This window comes from Kineococcus sp. NBC_00420, from assembly GCF_036021035.1.
Classification (GTDB): domain Bacteria; phylum Actinomycetota; class Actinomycetes; order Actinomycetales; family Kineococcaceae; genus Kineococcus.
On the sequence record NZ_CP107930.1, the window covers coordinates 4,607,815 to 4,628,511 of the forward strand.

Below are 20,697 nucleotides of genomic sequence, written 5' to 3' on the forward strand. Positions count from 1 at the left end.
CCGTTCCCCCGCGCCGGGGGCCGTGGGTGCAGCATGGGGGTGTGGAGCACCGAACCCTCGAGCAGGATCCGCCGTCCGCCTCCCCGCTGGAGGACGCCCTCGCGCTGGGCGACGAACTCGTCGCCGCCTGGGGCAGCTGGCGACCCACGATGACCCCCGACGCCCGCCAGGTGGCGTTCGTCTCCGACCGTTCCGGGATCCCGCAGCTGTGGATCCAGGACGTCGTCCTGGACGGGGAGATGCCCGCGGCGCGTCACGTCCGCCTCTCACCCGACCCCGTCGTGTCGGTGTCGTGGGCCGCCGACAGTCGCTGGCTCGCGTGCTCGGTGGCCGTCGGTGGGGGCGTGCGGACCGAGGTGTGGGTGGTGCGCCCCGACGGCAGCGACGCCCGCCGGATCGCGGGGGACGCCCACGAGCACGCCGAGCTCGGCCCCTGGACCCGCAGCGGCCACCGGGTCGTGGTGACGTTCCCGCCCGTCGGGGGCAGACCCTCGCGCTGCTACCTCGGCGACCCGGCGACCGGCCGGCTGGACCCGCTGGCCGAGGGTGACCTCGTCCACGTCCTCGACGTCTCGCAGGAGGAACGCTTCCTCGTCGTCGTCGACGGTGAACGCGGCCAGCAGTTCTGCGTGGTCGTCGACCGGCTCATCGACGATCACCAGCCGTTGCTCCCGCACGGGGCCACCGGCTCCACCGACGTGGCCCTGCTGCGTCCGGCCCCCGCCGGTGACACCGGTCCGGTCTACGTCTACCTCGCCTCCGACGTGGGGTTGCCGCGGCGCCAGCTGATCGGGATGCCCTTCGGGCCCAACGGCTACCGCGGGGAGGCGCAGACGCTCGCCGCCCGCGACGACGCGGAACTCGAGTTCGTCGACGGCGACGACGCGGGGACGCTGCTGCTGCTGGTGTGGAACGTCGCCGGGGCCAGCGAGCTGGAACTCTTCGACACCACGACGCGGGAACGGACCCGGCTGCACGGCCTGCCGGGTCTGGTCGCGACCGACCCGGTCCTCTCCCGGGACGGGCGCAGCGTCGTCCTCGGCGTCGAAGGGCCCTCGCGCCCGCGCGAACTCTGGCACCTGGACACCGCGACGGGGGAGTGGACGAGGATCACGCACTCACCGGAACTCCCCGTCCGCGACCTCGTCGTGCCCACGTTGGAGACCTACGCGGCGCACGACGGGCTGACGCTGACCGGCTGGCTGTACGAGGCCCCGAACCCGTCCGGGGCGGCGGCCCTGAGCCTGCACGGTGGTCCGGAGGCGCAGGAACGTCCCACCTTCAACGCGATGGTCCAGACCCTCGTCGCCGCCGGCATCACGGTGTTCGCTCCCAACGTGCGGGGTTCCTCGGGTTTCGGTCGAGAGTTCGTGCACGCCGACGACGTCGAGAAGCGCCACGACGCCTTCGCCGACGTCCTCGCGACGGCCGAGCACCTGGTGGCCAGGGGGTTCGCCGACGCGGACCGGATCGCCGTCACGGGTCGTTCCTACGGCGGGTACCTCACCCTCGCCTCGTTGGCCTTCTCGCCGGGGGTGTTCGCCGCCGGCATCGACATCTGCGGGATGAGCGACCTGACGACGTTCTACCGCGACACCGAACCCTGGATCGGGGCGGCGGCGGTCAGCAAGTACGGCCACCCCGAACACGACCGGGTCCTGCTGGAGGAGCTCTCCCCGCTGCGTCGCGCCGACGCCATCGACGTGCCCCTGCTCGTCGTGCACGGGGAACTGGACACCAACGTCCCGATCGGCGAGGCGCGCCAGATCGTGGCCGCCCTGCGCGGACTGGACCGGCAGGTGGACTACCTCGAGCTCGCCGGCGAGGGGCACGACTACCGCCGCGCGGAGTCGCGGCGGACGCTGACACGCAGTGCGGTCGGCTTCCTCGCCGCGCACCTGCGACCGGTCACCTGAGGGCATCGCCGGGACGAGTGCGCGAGCGGACGAGACGCCCAGCGGCGCGACGGACCTGACCGGCTCCCGCTCGCGGGGACCGCGCAGTTCCTGGTGCGCCGGGGTCGGCCGCACGGTCGCCCCGGACCGGACGACCGGGTTCCCGGGCGCGTCGCCGCGGGTCCCCGCGGGCGGGGGTGGTGTGACACCCTTCGCCGGTGCGCTGGCTCGTCGTGGACAACCACGACTCCTACACCCACAACCTGGTCCAGCTGCTGGCGGTCGCCACCGGGACCGACCCGGTCGTGGTGAGCGACGACGACGTCGCGCCCGGCGAGCTGGACCTCGAGGGGTTCGCGGGGATCGTCGTCTCGCCCGGTCCGGGGCACCCGGGCAACGCGCGGGACTTCGGGCTCGCGGCCGACGTGCTCGCCCGCGCGCAGGTCCCCGTCCTGGGGGTGTGCCTGGGGATGCAGGGGATCGCCCTCGCCGAGGGGGCCGTGGTCGACCTCGCTCCGCAGCCGCGGCACGGTTTCGTCGACCGGGTCCGGCACGACGGGACGGGGGTGCTCGCCGGGCTGCCCGACGGCTTCGCCGCGACCCGGTACCACTCCTTCCGGGTCGCGGAACCGCTGCCGGAGACCCTGGAGGCCCTGGCCTGGGGGTCCGACGGGGTCCTCATGGCGTTGCGGCACCGGACCCGCCCGCTGGTCGGGGTGCAGTTCCACCCCGAGTCGGTCGCGAGCACCACGGGGGCGCGGATCGTCGAGAACTTCGTGCGGTGGTGCGAACGCTGGACGCCGCGTCCGCGCTACCGGCTGCACGCCCGGCGGACCGGGCCCGCCGTCGACGCGGAACGGGCCTTCGCCCACCTCTTCGCCGGGTCCGACGCCGCGTTCTGGCTGGACTCCGCGGCGCGCGGCGCGGGGTCCGGGCGGTTCTCCTTCCTGGGGACCGGGGACGGGACCGTCGTGGACTCCCTCGACGCCCTGGCGGCGACGCTGCGCGAACGCACCGTGGCCGGCGCGGAGGCGGTGCCGTTCGAGTTCGCCGGGGGTTTCGTCGGGTGGGCGGGGTACGAGGCGCGTGACGAGTGCGGGTTCCCGACCGCGCGACGGGACGCGACCCCGGCCTGCTCCTGGACCTTCTGCGACCGCTTCGTCGCCGTCGACCACGACGAGGACGCGACCTGGGTGGTCGCGTTGTCGCTGGACGGTGCGCAACCACGGTGGATCGAGGAGACCGCCGCGACGCTCGCCGACCTCCCACTGCTACCGGAACCGGTTGCGGCGCAGAACCTCCCGGTGACCCTGGACACCGCGCCCGCGGAGTACCGGCAGAACGTGCTCGCCGCTCAGCGGCAGTTGCGGGCGGGGGAGAGCTACGAGATCTGCCTGACCACGCAGGCCCGCGTCCCCGCGCAGGGTCGCCCGTTCGAGGCCTACCGCCGGTTGCGGCGCGCCAACCCGGCGCCCTACGCCGCGTACCTGCGCCGCGGTGACGTCGTGGTGGCGGGGAGTTCGCCGGAACGGTTCCTGCGCATCGGCAGTTCCGGAGCGGTCGAGACCCGGCCCATCAAGGGCACCGCGGCCCTCGACACCGATCCCGCTGCACTGCAGGCCGACCCGAAGACCCGGGCGGAGAACCTCATGGTCGTCGACCTGCTCCGCAACGACCTCGGCCGGGTCTGCACCCCTGGCAGCGTCACGGTGCCCGACCTCATGAGCGTCGAGACGCTGCCCACCGTGCACCAGCTCGTCACCACCGTGCGGGGGCGGTTGCGCCCGGAGGTCTCGGCGGTGGACTGCCTGCGCAGCTGCTTCCCGCCCGGCTCGATGACGGGTGCCCCGAAGCTCCGGACGACGGAGATCATCGACGCCCTGGAACAACGGGCCCGCGGGATCTACTCCGGGACGATCGGTTGGTTCTCCACCACCGGGGCGGCCGACCTCGCCGTGGTCATCCGCACCGCCGTCCTCGTCGGCGGGGAGTGGCGGGTCGGGGCGGGCGGCGCGATCGTGCTCGACTCCGACCCGGACGCCGAGGTCGCCGAGGTGCTGCTGAAGCTGCGGGCCCCGCTGAGCGCGCTCACGACCGACACGGACTGGAGCGTTCCGCGGCTCTGAGGCCTGCGCGAGCCGCGGAACGCTCCACTCGCTCAACCCCGGGGCGGCAACGTCCGGCTCCAGAGCGCCGCCCCCGCGATGTCCCGCAGGGTCACCGTGAGCCCCTCGGTGTCCGGGTCGATCTCGACCTCACCGAAGAACTGCGAACCCTCCATCGGTGAGGTGTTCGCGTGCGGCGGCACCGACTGGAACACGACCTCCGGCCCGAACGTCGCGTCCAGCTCGCTGGGGCCGAAGGAACCCGCGTGCAGCGGCCCGGACACGAACTCCCAGAAGTCGTCGAACTCCGTGAACGCCGCGCGCGAGGGGTCGTAGTGGTGGGCGGCGGTGTAGTGCACGTCCGCGGTGAGCCAGACGTGGTTGCGGACCCCGCGGTTCTTCAGCTCGCGCAGGATCCAGGCGATCTGCTGTTCCCGCCCGCGCGGGACCCCCGGGTCGCCCTGCGCGATCGCCTCGATCCCGTTCGACGCGGCGTCGGGGACGACGAGCCCGATCGGCATGTCGGCCTGGACGACCTTCCACCGCGCGGTCGAGGCGGCCATCGCCTCCACCAGCCACTGCGCCTGCTCCGTCCCCAGGATCCCGCCGTCGGGACGGACCCCGCCCCCGGCCCAACCCCACGGGTTCGCATCGCGGTAGGTCCGCATGTCGAGGACGAACACGTCCAGCAGCGGGCCGAAGGAGAACTGGGAGTAGACCTTCCCGTCCCGGCGCTGCGAGATCGGGACGTACTCGCGCCAGGCCTGCTCGCCGCGCGCCCACAGCACGTCCACGCGCTTCTCGGTGTATGCGGGGTCGTCGAGGATCTCGTGCGGGAACCAGTTGTTGTGCACCTCGTGGTCGTCCCACTGGTTCACCTGCGGGACCTTGGCGAAGAAGTCCCGGTACGCCTGGTCCTCCAGGTTGTACCGGAACGCCCCGCGGAAGTCGTCGAGGGTCTGCGCCACGTGCGACTTCGCCTCGGTGACGACGTTGCGGTAGACCCGGCCGTCCGGGAGGGTCACGTCGCCGGAGATGACGCCGTCGGCGTAGATGGTGTCCCCGGAGTGCAGGAAGAAGTCGGCGTCGCGTTCGGCCATCGACCGGTAGATGGGGAATCCCCCGAGGTCGGGGTTGCGGCCCCAGCCCTGACCGGCCTGGTCACCGCTCCAGAGGAAGCGGATGCGCCGGTGGTCACCCGTCGTGGGGGCGGTGCGCAGGAAACCCTCGAGCGAGTCCCCGTCCGGGCGGTGGGCGTCGGGTTCGCCGAGGACCACCCGGTAGGGGACGTCGGCGGCGGACGGCAGCCCGGTGACGTCGAGGCGCCCGGTGAAGTCGCTCGTCGCGGTGAGCAGCGGTCCGCGGTAGGTGCGGCAGTCCGCGCCGAAGGAACCCGTGGGGGAGACCTGGACGAACATCCGGGCGGTGCGGTCGGCGCGGGTCCAGATCGTCGCGGTGTTCGAGGTGACGTCACCGGACTGGACGCCGTGGGTGATGCTCGGCATCCCGGAACGCATCAGCCCGGGGACGAGCAGGCCGGTACCACCGGCGGCGAGGAGCGAACGGCGTGAGAAGGGGGAGGAAGGGATCGACACCCGGCGAAGGCTGTCGGGTCCAGGTGACATCGCTGTGCAGGGCGGGAGAACTCTCAGTGAAGGGGTGGGCGTTCCAGCGCGACCTGCTGCAGGCGCCGGGTGAGGTCGGCGTCGCCCGGCAACGGGGTCCCGTCGACGCTGAGGACCGCCGCCGCGCCCCGCAGGCTCGAGAGCAGCCACACCCCGTCGGCGCGGAGGAGTTCCTCCGGGCGGCGCAGCACCTCGCGGGCGGGTCCGACCGCGGCCAGGGTGGTTCCCGGGAGAACCCCGCGCCCGGCCGGCACCGGGGTGTGCCACGCCCCGTCGACGTGCCAGAGGAGGTTCGCCGTCGGCCCCTCCAGCAGGAATCCCTGCGCGTCCACGAACAGCGCGTCGTCGGCGCCGCGGCGGGCCGCCTCGCGCAGCGCGGCCCCGTTCACCGCGTAGGAGGAGGTCTTCGCCGCGCCGAGCAACCACGGCGCGTCGGCCACCGTCACCGTCGCCCGGGCCAGGGTGACGACGTGCACCCCGTCGCGTCCCGCCAGCACGGACGCGGGCAGGGGCCGGACCGTCGCCAACCCCGACCCGCTGCGGGACAGGGAGAGACGCAGCACCGCCTCGGCGCCGTCCGGTACCTCCTCCACGAGGGCCGCGCTCAGGGCGGCCCACCCGGCCCGGTCGAAGGGGGTGTCGAGGGCGGCGGCCGACCGTTCGAAGCGGTCCAGGTGCTCCTCGAGCCGCACCACGTGCGCGGGCCGGCCACCGTGGACCAGGATCGTCTCGAAGCACCCCTCACCCCGCAGTCCCGCGTCGTCGGCCGGGACGACCGCGGCGTCCCACGCGACCTCCCCGGAGCCCAGGACCGCGGTGCGGGGGCGGACGGGGTTCACCGGGGCATCGTCGCACCCTAGGGTTCCCGGTGTGGTGGGCAGCGACGTGGCCGGACCCGGGTCCCCCGCGGACGGGGCGGTCCTGCGGGCCGTCCTGCGCGACGTCCTCGCGGTCGAGGAGGAGGTGGCGGCGCGGGTCGCCGACGACCTCTCGACCGTCCTGACCGTCGACCGCCCGGACTGGGCGGGCCGGGTCGGGGACGTGCTCGCCCGGGTCGGTGCGGGGTTCCCCGAGGTCGAGGACGCGGAGTTCCGCCGGTTCGTCGACCTCGTCGCCGACGTCCACCTCGCGAACCCCTCGACCTGGCCGGACCTGCGGTGGCACCCCGGCCGGACCACGCCGACCGCCGGGGTCGACGACGTCGCCGCGGGTTTCCGCACCCCGGGCGAGGTCGGGGACCGCTACGACGTGGTGGTCGTCGGTTCGGGCGCCGGCGGTGGGGTCGCGGCGTGGAAGCTCGCGGAGTCCGGGCGTCGGGTGCTGCTCGTCGAACGAGGCGACTGGCCGGGCACCGTGGAACTCTCGCGGGACCACCTGCGCAACCCGCGGGCGGCGACCGGTCTGGACCCGTTGACCGGACCGCGCGGTGCTGAGGACCCGCGCACGCTGGCCGGTCGGGTGCTGCGGCCGGGGGACGGCGGGTGGAACGCCAACGCGATGCTCGTGGGCGGCGGCACCCGGGTCTACGGGGCGCAGGCCTGGCGGTTCGCCCCCGACGACTTCCGGATGGCCACCCGGTACGGGGTTCCCGACGGCAGCGCACTGGCGGACTGGCCCATCGGCTACGCCGACCTCGAGCCCTACTACGACGAGATCGAGTGGACCCTCGGCGTCAGCGGGCGGGCCGAGGGGGACACCGCGGCGGGGCCCCGACGCCGGCCGTACCCCATGCCGCCGCTGCCGGGCGGGGTCCAGGAACGGCTGCTCGCGGCGGGGGCCGCGACCCTCGGCCTGAGCACGACGGCCGTCCCGCTGCTGGTGAACACCCAGGAGTTCGGCGGCCGGGCGGCCTGTGCCCGGTGCGCGCAGTGCGTGGGTTTCGCCTGCCCCGTCGACGCCAAGACGGGGACGCACAACACGGCCGTGCCGTGGGCGGTGGCGAGCGGGAACTGCGACGTCGTGCTCGGCGCGCGGGTGGACCGCGTCCTGCCCGGGACCGCCGGTCGCGTCGCGGGGGTCGCGCTTCTCGGGCGGGATCCACGACGAGGACCGGCGGGCCCAGGAGTTCCTCTCGGCCCGGGCCGCGGACTGGCTGTCGGCCTCCGGCGCGTCGCGGGTGGCGCGCCGTCCGCCGCCGGGTCCCGGGCCGAGCGGCGGTCAGCACCAGGCGGGGACCGCCCGGACGGGAACGGACCCCGCGCGTTCGGTGACCGACCCGTTCGGGCGGGTCTGGGGCTACCGGAACCTCCGCGTCGTCGACGCGTCCCTGCACGTCACCAACGGCGGGGTGAACCCGGTCCTGACGGTCCTCGCCGGAGCCGCCCGGATCGCCGACGACATGGTCCGGGGGAGCACCCGCCGCTCGCCCGCCTGATCACCGTCGGGCATCAGCGACCGAGCGCGCCGGCCCACGCCTCGCCCGCCGTCCGCACGGGCCCACCCGTGGCCAGCGCCTCGGCGATGGCCAGCGACAGCAGCTGGTCCTGGGCGGCCTCGGCCAGCGGGTAGGGTCCGGGCCCCTCGCCGCGGGCCCAGGTGCCCGCGCGCTCCAGCAGCGTGGCGACCGCGATCTCCTCGTCGGAGAGGCGCGCCCCGACGTAGGGGTTGCGGAACAGGACCTCTCCGTCCGCGGAGAGGACGTCGAGGTCGAAGCCCTGGACGTCCTGGTGGTGCCCGGTCTGGCGGCGTTCGATCGAGGACGTCAGCACCGTGGTCGCGTCCGCGAGGCGGACGAGGCGGTCGTCGACCAGCTCCCCGAGGCTGCCCCGCACCACGAGCCGCCGGTGGCGCAGCGGGTTGCGGGTCTGGGTCTCGGTGAAGTCGTAGAGCGCGCTGCGGCCGTCCCCGAAGTCGAACGTGGCGATCGTGGTGACCTGGGGGCGCGGTGCGGCGTCCCCGGTCCAGCCGGCGCGGGTGATCGGGTCGGCCAGGGGGGCCGTCGTGGCGCTCGCCACGACCCGGACGGGCTCCGCGCCGAGACCCAGGAACCCGCGGACCACCGAGGTGGCGTGGTGCAGCTGGGTGGAGGACACCTGGACCGAGGTCGGGATCCCCAGCGAGCCCTGCCGGACCAGCTCGAGGCGGGCCGCGTTGTGCGGGGACAGCAGGTACTGCTCCGCCACCTGCACCCGGGCGTCCGGCCCGGTCGCGTCCCAGAACGACCGCAACCCGCCGAGGTCGGCGGCCGGCGGGGTCTCCGTCAGCACCGCGGCGCCCCGCTCCAGCAGCTCCACCACCAGCCCCGGGGCGGCCGCGGCGGCCACCGAGACGACGACGAGGTCCGGGGCGGCGCCCAGCAGCCCGTCGAGGTCGCGGTGGACGGGGAGCCCCCGTGCGGTGGCCCTCGCCGCGGCGGCGTCGCTGCGGACGAGGACTCCCACCACCTCGAAGTGCTCCGGCAGCCGCGCCACCAGGTCCAGGTGCAGACCGGCGCGGAAACCTCCCCCCGTGAGGGCGATGCGCGCGGGTCGGGTGGGGAGGCTCACCCCGCCGACGGTAGTGGCGCCGGGACGCGTGTCCACCCCGCCGGAGGCGGACACGGGGAACGCGGAGGCCCTCCGGGCGAGGGCTCGTTAGGATCGGGGACGACAGCGCACCCCTCAGCACGGAGGCGAACTGCCCCACAGGGCGATCATGGCCAGCACCGACCGCACCCCCGAACCCTCGGCCCAGACCTCGGCCGTGACCCGTCACGTCATCGTCGTGCCGCCCGAGGTCGCGATGGTCTCCCTGCTCGGCGCCCGCGACGAGCTGTTGCGGGTCCTCGAACGGGCCTTCCCGAAGGCCGACGTCCTGGTCCGCGGCAACGAGATCACCGTCTCCGGCGCCGCCGGTGAGGTCGCCCTCGTCGAGCGCCTCGTGGACCAGATGACCGCCGTCCTGCGCGCGGGTCAGCCGCTGTCCCCGGACGCCGTCGAACGCTCCGTTTCCATGCTGCGGGCCCAGGCCAACGGCACCGGCAACGACCGTCCCGCCGACGTCCTGACCCTCAACATCCTCTCCAGCCGGGGTCGCACGATCCGGCCGAAGACGGTCGGCCAGAAGCGCTACGTCGACGCCATCGACGAGAACACCATCGTCTTCGGCATCGGCCCGGCCGGTACCGGCAAGACGTACCTCGCGATGGCGAAGGCCGTGCAGGCGCTGCAAGCGAAGCAGGTCAACCGGATCGTGCTGACCCGCCCGGCCGTCGAGGCGGGGGAGCGGCTCGGGTTCCTGCCCGGCACCCTGACCGACAAGATCGACCCCTACCTGCGTCCGCTCTACGACGCGCTGCACGACATGCTCGACCCCGACTCGATCCCGCGGCTGATGGCGGCGGGGACGATCGAGGTCGCGCCGCTGGCGTACATGCGCGGGCGCACCCTCAACGACGCGTTCATCATCCTCGACGAGGCGCAGAACACCTCCGCCGAGCAGATGAAGATGTTCCTGACCCGTCTCGGGTTCGGCTCGAAGATCGTCGTCACCGGCGACGTGACCCAGGTCGACCTGCCCAGCGGGACGGACTCGGGGCTGCGCGTCGTCCAGGACATCCTCGAGGACATCGACGACGTGCACTTCTCGCGGCTGACCTCCACCGACGTCGTCCGCCACCGCCTGGTCTCGGAGATCGTCGACGCCTACGAGCGCTACGACGACACCCGTCCTGCCCGCGGCCACGGGGGCCGCAGCCGATGAGCATCGAGGTCGTCGACGAGAGCTCGTTCGCGGAGGGCCGCGGCGTCGACACCGTCGAGGTCTCCCACCTGGCGCGCTACGTGCTGGAAGAGATGCGGGTCCACCCGCTGGCGGAACTGTCGGTCCTGATGATCGACACCGAGGCCATGTCCCGGCTGCACGTGCAGTGGATGGACGAACCCGGCCCCACCGACGTGATGTCGTTCCCCATGGACCAGCTCCGTCCCGGCCGCGAGGGCCGCACCTCCGAGCCGGGTCTGCTCGGCGACGTCGTCGTGTGCCCGGAAGTGGCTGCCGCGCAGGCGAAGGCCTCCGGTCACGCCACGGCCGACGAGGTCCTGCTGCTCGTGACCCACGGCATCCTGCACCTGCTCGGCTACGACCACGCCGAAGCCGACGAGGAGCGCGAGATGTTCACGCTCCAGCGGCGCCTGGTGCTGGGGTTCCTGGCCCGCATCGGTCGCCCCGGCGACCCGACCCCCACCGTCGGCCACCGCGCGCTGCCGTCGGGGGGCTGAGCGGTGGGTGCGCCGGCCGTCCCGCTCCTGCTCCTGGCGCTCGCGCTCCTCTTCGCCGGCGGACTCGTCGCCGCGGCCGAGTCGGCGATCGCCGGCACGTCGCGACGCCGGGCCCGCGACCTCGAGGCCGACGGGCGCCGGGGCGCCCCGGAACTGGGCCGGGTCCTGGAGTCCGCGGCCTCGGTGCTCACCGTCGCCACGCTGCTGCGCGTCGTCTGCGAGACCCTTGCCGCGGTCTGCGTGACCGTCGCGGTGGCGAGCTGGACCGGTTCCTGGTGGCTCGTCCTGCTGCTGGCCGGTCTCGGGATGTCGGCGCTGGACTTCGTTCTCGTCGGCGTCGGCCCGCGAACCCTCGGGCGGCTCCACTCCGAGTCCGTGGCCCTGCGCGCCGCGCCCGTGCTGGTCCGCCTGAACACCGTCCTGGGGCCGGTGGCCCGGGCGCTGGTCGCCGTCGGCAACGCCGTCACGCCCGGGCGCGGACTGCGGCACGGGCCGTTCGGTTCCGAGGCCGAGCTGCGCGAGATCGTCGAGCTGGCCGGGGAGACCTCGGTCATCGAGGCCGGTGAGCACCGGATGATCCACTCCGTCTTCGAGTTCGGCGACACCCTCGTCCGCGAGGTCATGGTGCCGCGCACCGACATCGTGTCGGCCCGTCGCGGCACCGGGCTCTACGAGGTCGAGGCCCTGTTCCTGCGCTCGGGCTTCTCCCGGATGCCCGTCGTGGGCGACGACTCCGACGACGTCCTGGGCGTCGTCTACCTCAAGGACGTCGCCCGCCGCTTCCACGCCGACCCCGACGCCGCCCGCGCCGAGCGGGTCGAGAGCGTCGTCCGCCAGACGGTGTTCGTCCCCGACAGCCTGCCGGTCGACGACCTGCTCAAGCAGATGCAGCGCGACACCACGCACGTCGCGATCGTCGTCGACGAGTACGGCGGGACGGCCGGTCTCGTGACGATCGAGGACGTGATCGAGGAGATCGTCGGCGACATCGCCGACGAGTACGACCGCGAGGCCCCCGAGGTCGAACCGTTGCCCGACGGGGGTTTCCGGGTCTCCAGCCGGTTGCACGTGGAGGAACTGGGCGACCTGTTCGAGAAGGAGATCGAGGACGAGGACGTCGACACCGTCGGCGGGCTCCTCGCCAAGACCCTCGGGGAGGTCCTCGTCCCCGGCGCCGTGGGCGAGGTCCACGGGTTGCGGCTGGAGGCCGACGGGCGCGTCGGCCGCCGCAACCAGGTGCGGACGGTGCTCGTGCACCGCCTGCCCGAACACCCCGAGGACGCAGAGTCCGAACTCGTCGACGACCACGCCGGAGGGCACCAGAATGACTGAAGAGACCACCCCCCACCGGTCCGGGTTCGCCTGCCTCGTCGGGCGACCCAACGCCGGCAAGTCGACCCTGACCAACGCCCTCGTCGGGCAGAAGGTCGCGATCACGTCGTCGCGACCGCAGACCACCCGCCACACCGTGCGGGGCATCGTGCACCGCCCGAACGCCCAGCTCGTCCTCGTCGACACCCCGGGTCTGCACCGGCCCCGCACCCTGCTCGGGCAGCGGCTGAACGACCGGGTCCACGAGACCCTCGCCGAGGTCGACATCGTCGCGATCTGCATCCCCGCCGACGAGAAGATCGGCCCCGGGGACAAGTTCATCGCCGAGGCCCTGGGCAGGATCCCGCGCTCCACGAAGATCGGCCTGGTCACCAAGACGGACAAGGCCTCCAAGCAGCAGGTGGCCGAACAGCTGCTGGCGCTGGTCTCGCTGGGCGAGCAGGTGCTCGGGGGTTTCGCCGACGTCGTTCCCGGGTCGGCCAAGACCGGCGAGCAGGTCGACACCGTCGCCGACGTCCTGCTCGGGCACCTGCCCGTCGGGCCGCGGTTGTACCCGGACGGGGAACTCACCGACGAACCCGAGTCAGTCATGGTCGCCGAACTCGTCCGCGAGGCCGCCCTGGAGGGGGTCCGCGACGAACTCCCGCACTCCCTCGCGGTCGTCGTCGAGGAGATGACCGAGGGCGAGAACGGCGTGCTGCAGATCTTCGTGTGGCTCTACGTCGAACGCGATTCCCAGAAGGGGATCATCATCGGCAAGGGCGGCGCGCGGTTGAAGGACGTCGGGACGAGGGCTCGTCGCTCGATCGAGGCCCTGCTCGGGACCCGCGTCCACCTCGACCTGCGCGTGAAGATCGCGAAGGACTGGCAGCGCGACCCCAAGCAGTTGCAGCGCCTCGGGTTCTGAGCGCCTTCGGTGCGCACCTGGTTCGCCTTCACCGCCCGCGACACCCGGGACCTGCTGCTGTCGTTGCTGCCCACGGCGTTCGCGCTGTGGATCAGTGCGCACCTGGTCGCCGGGGTGGAGGTGTCCTCGCCGTTCTGGCTGCTCGCCTCCGCCGCGGTCCTCGCGGTCGGTGACCTGGTCGTCCGCCCGTTGCTCGGCCCGCTGGTCGCCTTCCTCGGGCCGATGCCGACCGTCCTCATCGGGGTCTCCGTGCAGCTGCTGCTGCTGCACACGGCGCTGACGGCGGTACCGGGTCTCGACCTGCGCGACCTGAACGCGCTGTGGCTGGTCTACTTCTGGACCGGACTGGTGGCCGTCGTCGCCCGCTGGGTCATCGGGGCCAACGACAGCCGGTGGGTGGTGCGGGAACTGCTGCGCCACCGGCCGCGTCCGCCGGGGGAGGCGTGCCCGCCGGGGTTGCTCGTCGTGCAGGTCGACGGTCTCTCGATGCCGTTGCTGCAGTTCGGGTTGCACTCGGGAACGCTGACCACGATCGCGCGCTGGCTGCGCGAGGGCAGTCACCTGGCGGAGGGCTGGCGCGCGGCGCTGCCGTCCACGACCCCGGCCAGCCAGGCGGGGTTCCTGCACGGCAGCACCGAGGACGTCCCGGCCTTCCGCTGGTGGGACCCGGAACTGCGCCGGGTGCTGGTCTCGAACCGCCCGGCGGACGCCGCGATCATCGAGGGACGGGTCCGGGCCGCGGCGCACGCCGCCGGGCGCACCGGGCTGCTGGCCCGCGACGGGGCCAGCATCGGCAACGTGTTCTCCGGCGAGGCCGGCCACGCGCACCTCGTCGTCTCCACCTCGCGGGCGGGGGGATCGGGGCGCCCCTACCTGCGCTACGTCGCCCGTCCGTTCGTGGTGCTGCGCAGCCTGCTGCTGACGGTCGGGGAGATCGTCAAGGAGCTCTACCAGGGCTGGCAGCAGCGGGTCCGCCGCGTCGAACCGCGCATCCCGCGGCGCGGCTGGTACGTCCTGCTGCGCGCGGTGACGAACACCCTGCTGCGTGACCTCAACGTCGTCCTGGTGGCGCAGGAACTCTCCGCCGGGCGCTCGGTGGTGTTCGTCGACTTCCTCGACTACGACGAGGTCGCCCACCACGCCGGCGTGGCCCGGGCGGAATCGCTGGACGCCCTCGCCGGGATCGACCGGGTGCTGCAGACGCTGGCGGACGTGGCCGCGGCCGCGCCCCGCGACTACCGCGTCGTCATCGTCTCCGACCACGGTCAGGCGCAGGGGCCGACGTTCGAGCAGGTCTCCGGGCGGCACCTGCGCGACCTCGTCTACGACCTGATGGACCGCGAGGGCCCCACCCACCCCGTCGTCACCACGGCCGCCGGGGAGGAGATGCGGGGCCGTGTCGACGTCCTGGTCCGCGACTTCGCGACGTCGACCCGGGCCGAACTGGTCAGCAACCGGCACGAGGAGGTCGTCGCCTCGGGACGCGACTCCGTCGTCGTCGCGACCGCCGGTTGCACCGCCCTGCTCTCGATGCCCGACGCACCGCAGGGGCGCCTGGACCTGGACGAGGTGGGCCGTCGCTGGCCCGCGCTCGTGCCGGGTCTGGTGGAGACCCGCGGGGTGGGTTTCGTCGTCGGCCGTCGCTACGAGGAGGTCGTCGTCGTCGGGCCCGAGGGTGAGCACCACCTCGGCTCCGGGCGGGTGGAGGGGGTCGACCCGCTGCTCCCGTTCGGCCCGCGCGCCGCCGGGGAACTGCTGCGGATGATGCGCTTCGCCACCGCTCCCGCGCTCTTCGTGCACTCCACGGTGGACCCCGTCTCCGGTGAGGTCCACGCCTTCGAGGAACAGGTCGGCTCGCACGGCGGACTCGGTGGGTGGCAGACGGAGGCGGTGCTGGTGCACCCCGCGGAGTGGAAGGTCGCCGAGGACCTGCGCGACCGGTCCGTGCCGGGGGAGGCACCGATCGTCGGGGCGGCGACGATCCACGAACAACTGGTCCGCTGGATGAAGGAGGTCGACCTGTGAGCGCGTCGTTGCGGTGGCTGGGGCACTCGACGGTGACGGTGGACGTCACCCGTTCCGCCGGGAACCTGCGCATCGTCACCGACCCCGTGCTGCGTCCGGGGTTGGGGCACCTGCGGCGGCGTCCCCCGACGCCCGCGCCGTGGGCGTCGGCCGGGTGCGACCTGGCCCTGGTCTCCCACCTCCACCACGACCACCTGGACCTGCCCTCGCTGCGACGGCTGCGGCCGGCGGTGCTCGTGACCCCGCCGGGTTCCTCGGACTGGGTGCGCTGGAAGCTCCGGGTCCCCGCGACCCGGGTGCTCGAGGTCGCCGTCGGGGCCACGGTGGCACTCCCGTTCGCCTCCGGTGCCGTGGAGGTGAGCGCGTTGCCCGCCCACCACACCGGCCACCGGACGGGAGCCCGGTTCAGCCGGGCCCCGGAGGCCGTGGCCGTGGAGCACCTCGTGCGGATCCCGGGGACCTTCCCGGAGCGCGACCCGGACGACCTGCTGCTGTGGGCCGTCGGCGACACCGGCGAGTTCGAGGAGTCCGACGCGGTGCTCGCCGCGGGAGGACGTTCCCCCGACGTCGCCTTCGTCCCGGTGGGGGGCTGGGGTCACACCCTCGGCCCGCACCACCTCGACCCGCAGCAGGCCGCGGACCTCGTCGCGCGGGTCCGGCCGGGAACCTCGATCCCCGTGCACTGGGGGACGCTGCACCCCGTCGCGCTGGGCGCGACCATGGGCGACCGGTTCGTGGAACCCGGTCGCCGCTTCGTCGCCGAGGCCGCACGCCGGGGCGTCACCGGCGCGGTGCAGTTGCCCGTCGGGGGTTCGCTGACCCTCTGAGCAGCGGGGTTCCGCGACGTGCGGCAGGTGCGGGACGACGTCCGCGACCTCCAGCGTGCGGGTTTCCTGACCGCCTCCGACGCCGAGCGCCTGGTCCGCGAGGCCCGCCAGGTCCAGCGCTGAGACACGAACGGCCCGCCACCCCGAGGGGGTGGCGGGCCGTTCGTCGTCCGGGGACCGCTCAGAAGAACGTGGGCTGGCGCGGGACGTAGTGCTCCTCGAGCGCGGTTACCTCGTCGTCGGTGAGGTCGACGTCGAGGGCGGCGACCGCATCGCGGAGGTGGTGCACCTTGGTCGCCCCGACGATCGGCGCGTCCACGACCGGGTTGCGCAGCACCCAGGCCAGCGCGACCTGCGCCATCGACACGCCCCGCTCGCCGGCGATCCGCTCGATCGCGTCGACGATGCCCTTGTCGGTCTCGAGGCGGACGGGGTTGCCCTTGGGGTCGGTCTGCGGTTCGTCCCCGGCGCGTGCGGTGCTCTGCTCGCTCCACGGCCGGGCCATCTTCCCCGCCTGCAGCGGTCCCCAGGGGATGGAACCGACCCCCTGGTCGGCCAGGAGGGGGAACATCTCCCGCTCCTCCTCGCGCTGGGCGAGGCTGTACTGGTTCTGCATGGAGACGAAGCGCGTCCACCCGCCGAGGTCGGCGGCGCTCTGCAGCTTCGCGAACTGCCAGGCCCACATGCTCGAGGCGCCGAGGTAGCGGACCTTGCCGGCCTTCACGACGTCGTGCAGGGCCTCCATCGTCTCCTCCACCGGGGTGGCGGGGTCGAAGCGGTGGATCTGGTAGAGGTCGATCCAGTCGGTTCCGAGGCGCTGCAGGGACGCGTCGACCTGTTCCAGGACGGCCCGGCGCGAGAGGCCGGACTGCCCGGGGCCGGGACCCATCTCCCCGAACAGCTTGGTCGCCAGGACGACGTCCTCGCGGCGGGTGTACCTCCGGATCGCCTCACCGGTGACGCGTTCGGAACTGCCGCGGCCGTAGACGTTGGCGGTGTCCCAGAACGTGATGCCGAGTTCGACGGCCTCGCGGAAGATCGGCTCGGCGCCCTCGGCGTCCAGGGTCCAGGTCTGCTGCTCGTTGCCGTCGCCGAAGCTCATGCAGCCGAGGACGATCCGGCTCACGGTGAGGCCGGTCGGGCCCAGGTGGGTGTGTTCCACGGTGTCTCCTCGGGTCGTTCGCGGGGCGTGCGACGGCACCGCCGCCCGGGGGGCGGGGGCGGCGGTGCCGAGTTGGGGGGAGGGTGCTCAGGGACCTCAGGGGACCCGGTAGCCCGCGGCGCGGAACAGTTCGTACCACTCCGCCCGGGTCAGCGCGAGGTCCGAACCCTGGGCCGCGGCCCGCACCCGTTCGGGGTTGGTCGTGCCGAGGACGACCTGCATGTTCGCCGGGTGCCGGGTGATCCAGGCGGTGGCGATCGCGATGGTGGGAACGTCGTACTGCTTGGCCAGGCGGTCCAGGACGGCGTTCAGTTCCGGGTACTTCGGGTTGTCGAGGAAGACCCCGTCGAAGAACCCGGCCTGGAACGGCGACCAGGCCTGCACGGTGATGTCGTGCAGGCGGCAGTAGTCGAGCGTTCCGCTGTCGCGCGAGATCGACTGGTCGAGGCCCTGCATGTTCGAGGCGACGCCCTGGGCGATGAGCGGGGCGTGCGTGATCGAGAGCTGCAACTGGTTCGCGACCAGGGGCTGCGTGACATGCTTGCGCAGCAGGTCCATCTGGCCGGGGTTCTGGTTGGAGACCCCGAACGCGCGGACCTTGCCTGCGGCGTGCAGTTCGTCGAACGCCTTGGCGACCTGCTCGGGTTCGACGAGGGCGTCGGGCCGGTGCAGCAGCAGGACGTCGATGTAGTCCGTGTTCAGCGCCTTCAGCGAACCCGTCACCGACGCGATGATGTGCTCGTAGGAGAAGTCGAAGTACGGGCCGTCGGGGACGATCCCGGCCTTGGTCTGGATGATGGTGTTCTCGCGCTCGGAGGAGCTGAGGGTCACCGCCTCGGCGAACCGCTCCTCGCACTTGTGCATCGAGCCGCCGTAGACGTCGGCGTGGTCGAGCATCGTGATGCCGACCTCACGACCGGTCGCGATGAGGGTGCGGATCGCCTCGTCGTCCATCTCGGCGATGCGCATCAGGCCGAGGACGACGTTGGGCACCTGCAGGTCGGTTCCACCCAGGGGGAGGGTCTTCACGAACGGGCTCCTTCGGAGAGGCGGGTGATCTCGTCGGCGCTCAGCTCGAGGTCGGCCGCGGCCAGGGAGTCCTGGATGCTGGCCGGGCGGGAGGAGCCCGGGATCGGCAGGACCACGTCGGCCAGCGCCAGTTCCCAGGCCAGCGTGACCTGCTGGGGGCTGACCCCGTGGGCCTGCGCGACCTCGGCGAACACCGCGTGGTTGGACCCGAGGTCGGCGGCGCTGGAGATGCCGCCCAGCGGCGACCACGGCAGGAACGAGACGCCGAGCGAGGCGCAGTGCTCGAGCTCGCCCTGGCTGGAGCGGAACGCGGGGGAGAACTGGTTCTGCACCGAGGTGAGGCGCCCACCGAGGAGTCGGTCGGCCTCGTCGATCTGGGCGACGTCGGCGTTGGAGATGCCCGCGCGGACGATGACGCCCTCGTCGAGGAGTTCCACGAGCGCGCCGATGGAGTCGGCGAAGGGGACGTCGGGGTCGGGACGGTGGAACTGGTAGAGGCCGATGGCCTCCACGCCGAGGCGCTTCGCGGAGGCCTTGGCGGCCTCCTTGAGGTAGGCGGGGTCACCGTTCTTGGTCCAGGACCCGTCGCCGGGGCGCAGGTGCCCGCCCTTGGTGGCCACGACGACGTCGTCGGTGGGGGAGCCGTAGGCACGCAGGGCGCGGGCGATGAGCGACTCGTTGTGACCGACCTCGTCGGCGTCGCGGTGGTACGCGTCGGCGGTGTCGATGAGCGTCACGCCCGCCTCGAGGGCGGCGTGGACGGTGGCGATCGCACGGTCGTCGTCGGGACGACCTTCGATGGAGAGGGGCATCCCGCCGAGTCCGATGGCGGAGACGTGACGGGTGGTGGGGGATCCGGGGCGTCCGAGGCTGCGCTGCTTCACGTCTGCGACCCTAGGAACCGATCGGTCAGAAGTCCAACATCTGCTCCTTCTCGTTCGCAGAAGTAGGATTCATGGCATGGACCTCCGGCAGATGCAGTACGTCGTCGCCCTCGCCGACGAGCGGCAGTTCACCCGCGCCGCGGCGCTCAGCGGCGTCTCGCAGTCGGGGCTCTCCGCCGCGATCCGCACGTTGGAGGACGAGCTCGGCACCACGCTGTTCGACCGCACGCCCCGCGTCGTGGAACCCACCGACGCGGGCCTCGCCCTCCTGCCCTTCGCCCGCACGATGCTGGCCCAGGCCGTGGCGGCCCGTGACGCGGTCGTGCAGGCGACCCGGGCGCTGTCGGGCACGCTGCGGGTCGGGGCCGAGCAGTGCCTCGGCGTCGTCGACGTCTCCACCCTGCTCGAGCGCTTCCACCGCCGCTTCCCCCAGGTGGAGATCCACTTCGAGCAGGCCGGGTCCCACGACCTCCTCGCCCGGCTGCGCGAGGGTGAGCTGGACCTGGTCTTCGTCGCGACCACCGAGCACCTCGGTGCCCTGCCGGCCACCGAGCTCGGCCGCGAACCCCTGGTGCTCCTCACCCCGCCGGAGCACCCGCTGGCCGGGAGGACGAGCGTGGACTGGAACGAGCTGGAGGCGTCGCCGTTCATCGACTTCGTCCCCTCCTGGGGGGTGCGGCCGATCACCGACGCCGCCTGCGCCACCCACGGGGTGCACCGGCGGGTGGGGTTCAGCGTCGGCGACGTGCACGCGCTGCTCGACCTCGTGGGCCGGGGCCTCGGCGTCGCGATCGTGCCGCGCCACGTGGCCGCGAAACCCGAGGCGACCCGGCTCTCGGTGGCGGCGATGCCCGCAGACACCCCGGAGTGGATCGTCTCCGTCGTCACGTCCCCGGGGTCGTCGCCGGCCCCGCAACTGCTGGAACTGCTGGAGGTGGATCAGGCCGGGACGGTGGAGACCGCGAACGTGCGCAGGAACGGGAACGGCGTCCCGTAGTCGCGGGCCGGGTACGCCTCGCGCAGCAGCGCCGCGTACTCGCGCTCGAACTCCACGGCGCTCTCGGCGTCGAGGGCCTGCAGGACCGGGCGCAACCCCGTGCCGCGCACCCACTCCAGCACCGGGTCCGGGCCGGGGAGGACGTGCTGGTACTCCGTCTGCCACACCTCGGCGAGGAGCCCGGCCCCCGCGAGCAGGTCGAGGTACTCCTGGGGCGTCGCCACGGACTCGGTGCCGCGCAGCACCCCCGCCAGCCGGTGGCGCCACGGCGGGGACTCGGCGAGTTCACGCATGAGGCGGTGCGAGGGAGCGTCGAAGTTCGACGGGACCTGGAAGGCGAGCCACCCGCCGGGGGCCAGCTGGGACGCCCACGACCGCAGCAGCTCTCGGTGCTCGGGAACCCACTGCAGGACCGCGTTGGAGACCACGACGTCGACGCCGGTGGCGTCGAAGTCCTGGGCGCTCGCGACGCCGAACTCCACGCCCGCGTGGGTCGGGGCCTTCGCGATCATGTCCGGGGAGGAGTCGAAACCCCGCACCCGGGCCCCCGGCCACCGCTTGGCCAGGGTGGCCGTGAGGTTCCCCGCCCCGCAGCCGACGTCGACGACCTCACGCGGCGCCTTCGCCTGGATCTGCGCGACCAGGTCGACGAACGCCCGGGAGCGCGGGGTGGCGAACCGGGCGTACTGACTGGGATCCCACTTCACGGTC

General features: G+C 73.2%; 17 protein-coding genes and 1 pseudogene. 11 read left to right on the plus strand and 7 right to left on the minus strand.

Features of this window, described 5'->3' with window-relative positions; all coding sequences use genetic code 11:
- Nucleotides 1–41 precede the first annotated feature (41 nt).
- Entirely contained in the window at nt 42–1,916 is a 1,875-nt protein-coding gene (locus tag OG218_RS22580; RefSeq protein WP_328295466.1) for a S9 family peptidase, read from the plus strand.
- A 197-nt stretch (nt 1,917–2,113) separates the two neighbouring features.
- Nucleotides 2,114–4,021, plus strand: a complete 1,908-nt coding sequence (gene pabB / locus OG218_RS22585) for an aminodeoxychorismate synthase component I (protein ID WP_328295467.1) — start codon at nt 2,114–2,116, stop codon at nt 4,019–4,021.
- Between the two features lie 32 nt (nt 4,022–4,053).
- Here the strand turns inward: pabB and OG218_RS22590 are convergent, their stop codons facing one another.
- Together OG218_RS22590 and OG218_RS22595 are read right to left on the minus strand one after the other, a co-directional pair.
- Nucleotides 4,054–5,625: an alkaline phosphatase D family protein gene (locus OG218_RS22590; protein ID WP_380157251.1), complete on the minus strand. Its 1,572-nt coding sequence runs from the start codon at nt 5,623–5,625 to the stop codon at nt 4,054–4,056.
- Nucleotides 5,626–5,648: 23 nt separating this feature from the next.
- A complete protein-coding gene (locus tag OG218_RS22595) occupies nt 5,649–6,464 on the minus strand; it encodes an aminotransferase class IV (RefSeq protein ID WP_328295469.1) in 816 nt (271 codons plus the stop codon).
- 412 nt (nt 6,465–6,876) lie between these two features.
- Here OG218_RS22595 and OG218_RS26720 point away from each other — a divergent pair.
- A pseudogene (locus tag OG218_RS26720) lies at nt 6,877–7,593 on the plus strand (NAD(P)-binding protein); the annotation flags it as partial.
- Nucleotides 7,478–7,999 (plus strand): GMC oxidoreductase, encoded by a 522-nt coding sequence (locus OG218_RS26725; protein ID WP_442906544.1) that lies wholly within the window; start codon nt 7,478–7,480, stop codon nt 7,997–7,999. The pseudogene OG218_RS26720 and the gene OG218_RS26725, both read left to right, overlap by 116 nt.
- Nucleotides 8,000–8,012: 13 nt before the next feature.
- Here OG218_RS26725 and OG218_RS26730 read toward each other — a convergent pair whose 3' ends face one another.
- The gene (locus OG218_RS26730) at nt 8,013–9,110 is read right to left on the minus strand and encodes a Gfo/Idh/MocA family oxidoreductase (protein ID WP_442906423.1); all 1,098 of its coding nucleotides are present in this window, start codon (nt 9,108–9,110) and stop codon (nt 8,013–8,015) included.
- Between the two features lie 148 nt (nt 9,111–9,258).
- On the opposite strand from OG218_RS26730, the gene OG218_RS22610 reads away from it, so the two are divergent.
- Genes OG218_RS22610 through OG218_RS22635 form a run of 6 tightly spaced genes read left to right on the plus strand, consistent with a single transcriptional unit; the run spans nt 9,259 to nt 15,914 of the window.
- Nucleotides 9,259–10,305, plus strand: a complete 1,047-nt coding sequence (locus OG218_RS22610) for a PhoH family protein (RefSeq protein WP_328295471.1) — start codon at nt 9,259–9,261, stop codon at nt 10,303–10,305.
- Nucleotides 10,302–10,823 carry an rRNA maturation RNase YbeY gene (gene ybeY, locus OG218_RS22615; RefSeq protein WP_328295472.1) on the plus strand — a complete coding sequence of 174 codons (522 nt, stop codon included), beginning with the start codon at nt 10,302–10,304 and terminating at the stop codon, nt 10,821–10,823. The genes OG218_RS22610 and ybeY overlap by 4 nt, the downstream gene beginning before the upstream one ends.
- 3 nt (nt 10,824–10,826) lie before the next feature.
- Nucleotides 10,827–12,155 carry a hemolysin family protein gene (locus tag OG218_RS22620; RefSeq protein ID WP_328295473.1) on the plus strand — a complete coding sequence of 443 codons (1,329 nt, stop codon included), beginning with the start codon at nt 10,827–10,829 and terminating at the stop codon, nt 12,153–12,155.
- Nucleotides 12,148–13,062 (plus strand): GTPase Era, encoded by a 915-nt coding sequence (gene era / locus OG218_RS22625; RefSeq protein ID WP_328295474.1) that lies wholly within the window; start codon nt 12,148–12,150, stop codon nt 13,060–13,062. The genes OG218_RS22620 and era overlap by 8 nt, the downstream gene beginning before the upstream one ends.
- Before the next feature lie 9 nt (nt 13,063–13,071).
- Complete coding sequence (locus tag OG218_RS22630; protein ID WP_328295475.1) at nt 13,072–15,087, plus strand: phage holin family protein; 2,016 nt, start codon at nt 13,072–13,074, stop codon at nt 15,085–15,087.
- Complete coding sequence (locus tag OG218_RS22635) at nt 15,084–15,914, plus strand: MBL fold metallo-hydrolase (RefSeq protein WP_328295476.1); 831 nt, start codon at nt 15,084–15,086, stop codon at nt 15,912–15,914. The genes OG218_RS22630 and OG218_RS22635 overlap by 4 nt, the downstream gene beginning before the upstream one ends.
- 181 nt (nt 15,915–16,095) lie before the next feature.
- Here the strand turns inward: OG218_RS22635 and OG218_RS22640 are convergent, their stop codons facing one another.
- The 3 genes from OG218_RS22640 to OG218_RS22650 all read right to left on the minus strand — a co-directional run bounded on the left by OG218_RS22640 (nt 16,096) and on the right by OG218_RS22650 (nt 18,989).
- Nucleotides 16,096–17,076, minus strand: coding sequence for an aldo/keto reductase (locus tag OG218_RS22640; protein WP_328295477.1), 981 nt, complete (start codon nt 17,074–17,076; stop codon nt 16,096–16,098).
- 96 nt (nt 17,077–17,172) lie between these two features.
- Nucleotides 17,173–18,105: an aldo/keto reductase gene (locus OG218_RS22645; RefSeq protein ID WP_328295478.1), complete on the minus strand. Its 933-nt coding sequence runs from the start codon at nt 18,103–18,105 to the stop codon at nt 17,173–17,175.
- Nucleotides 18,102–18,989 (minus strand): aldo/keto reductase, encoded by an 888-nt coding sequence (locus OG218_RS22650; protein WP_328295479.1) that lies wholly within the window; start codon nt 18,987–18,989, stop codon nt 18,102–18,104. Before OG218_RS22650 ends, OG218_RS22645 begins: the two co-directional genes overlap by 4 nt.
- Nucleotides 18,990–19,065: 76 nt before the next feature.
- Between OG218_RS22650 and OG218_RS22655 the strand changes: the two genes are divergently transcribed.
- The gene (locus tag OG218_RS22655; RefSeq protein ID WP_328295480.1) at nt 19,066–19,986 is read left to right on the plus strand and encodes a LysR family transcriptional regulator; all 921 of its coding nucleotides are present in this window, start codon (nt 19,066–19,068) and stop codon (nt 19,984–19,986) included.
- On the opposite strand, the gene OG218_RS22660 is transcribed toward OG218_RS22655, so the two are convergent.
- The gene (locus tag OG218_RS22660) at nt 19,929–20,693 is read right to left on the minus strand and encodes a trans-aconitate 2-methyltransferase (protein ID WP_328295481.1); all 765 of its coding nucleotides are present in this window, start codon (nt 20,691–20,693) and stop codon (nt 19,929–19,931) included. The two genes, OG218_RS22655 and OG218_RS22660, sit on opposite strands and share 58 nt — an antisense overlap.
- Nucleotides 20,694–20,697 lie beyond the last annotated feature (4 nt).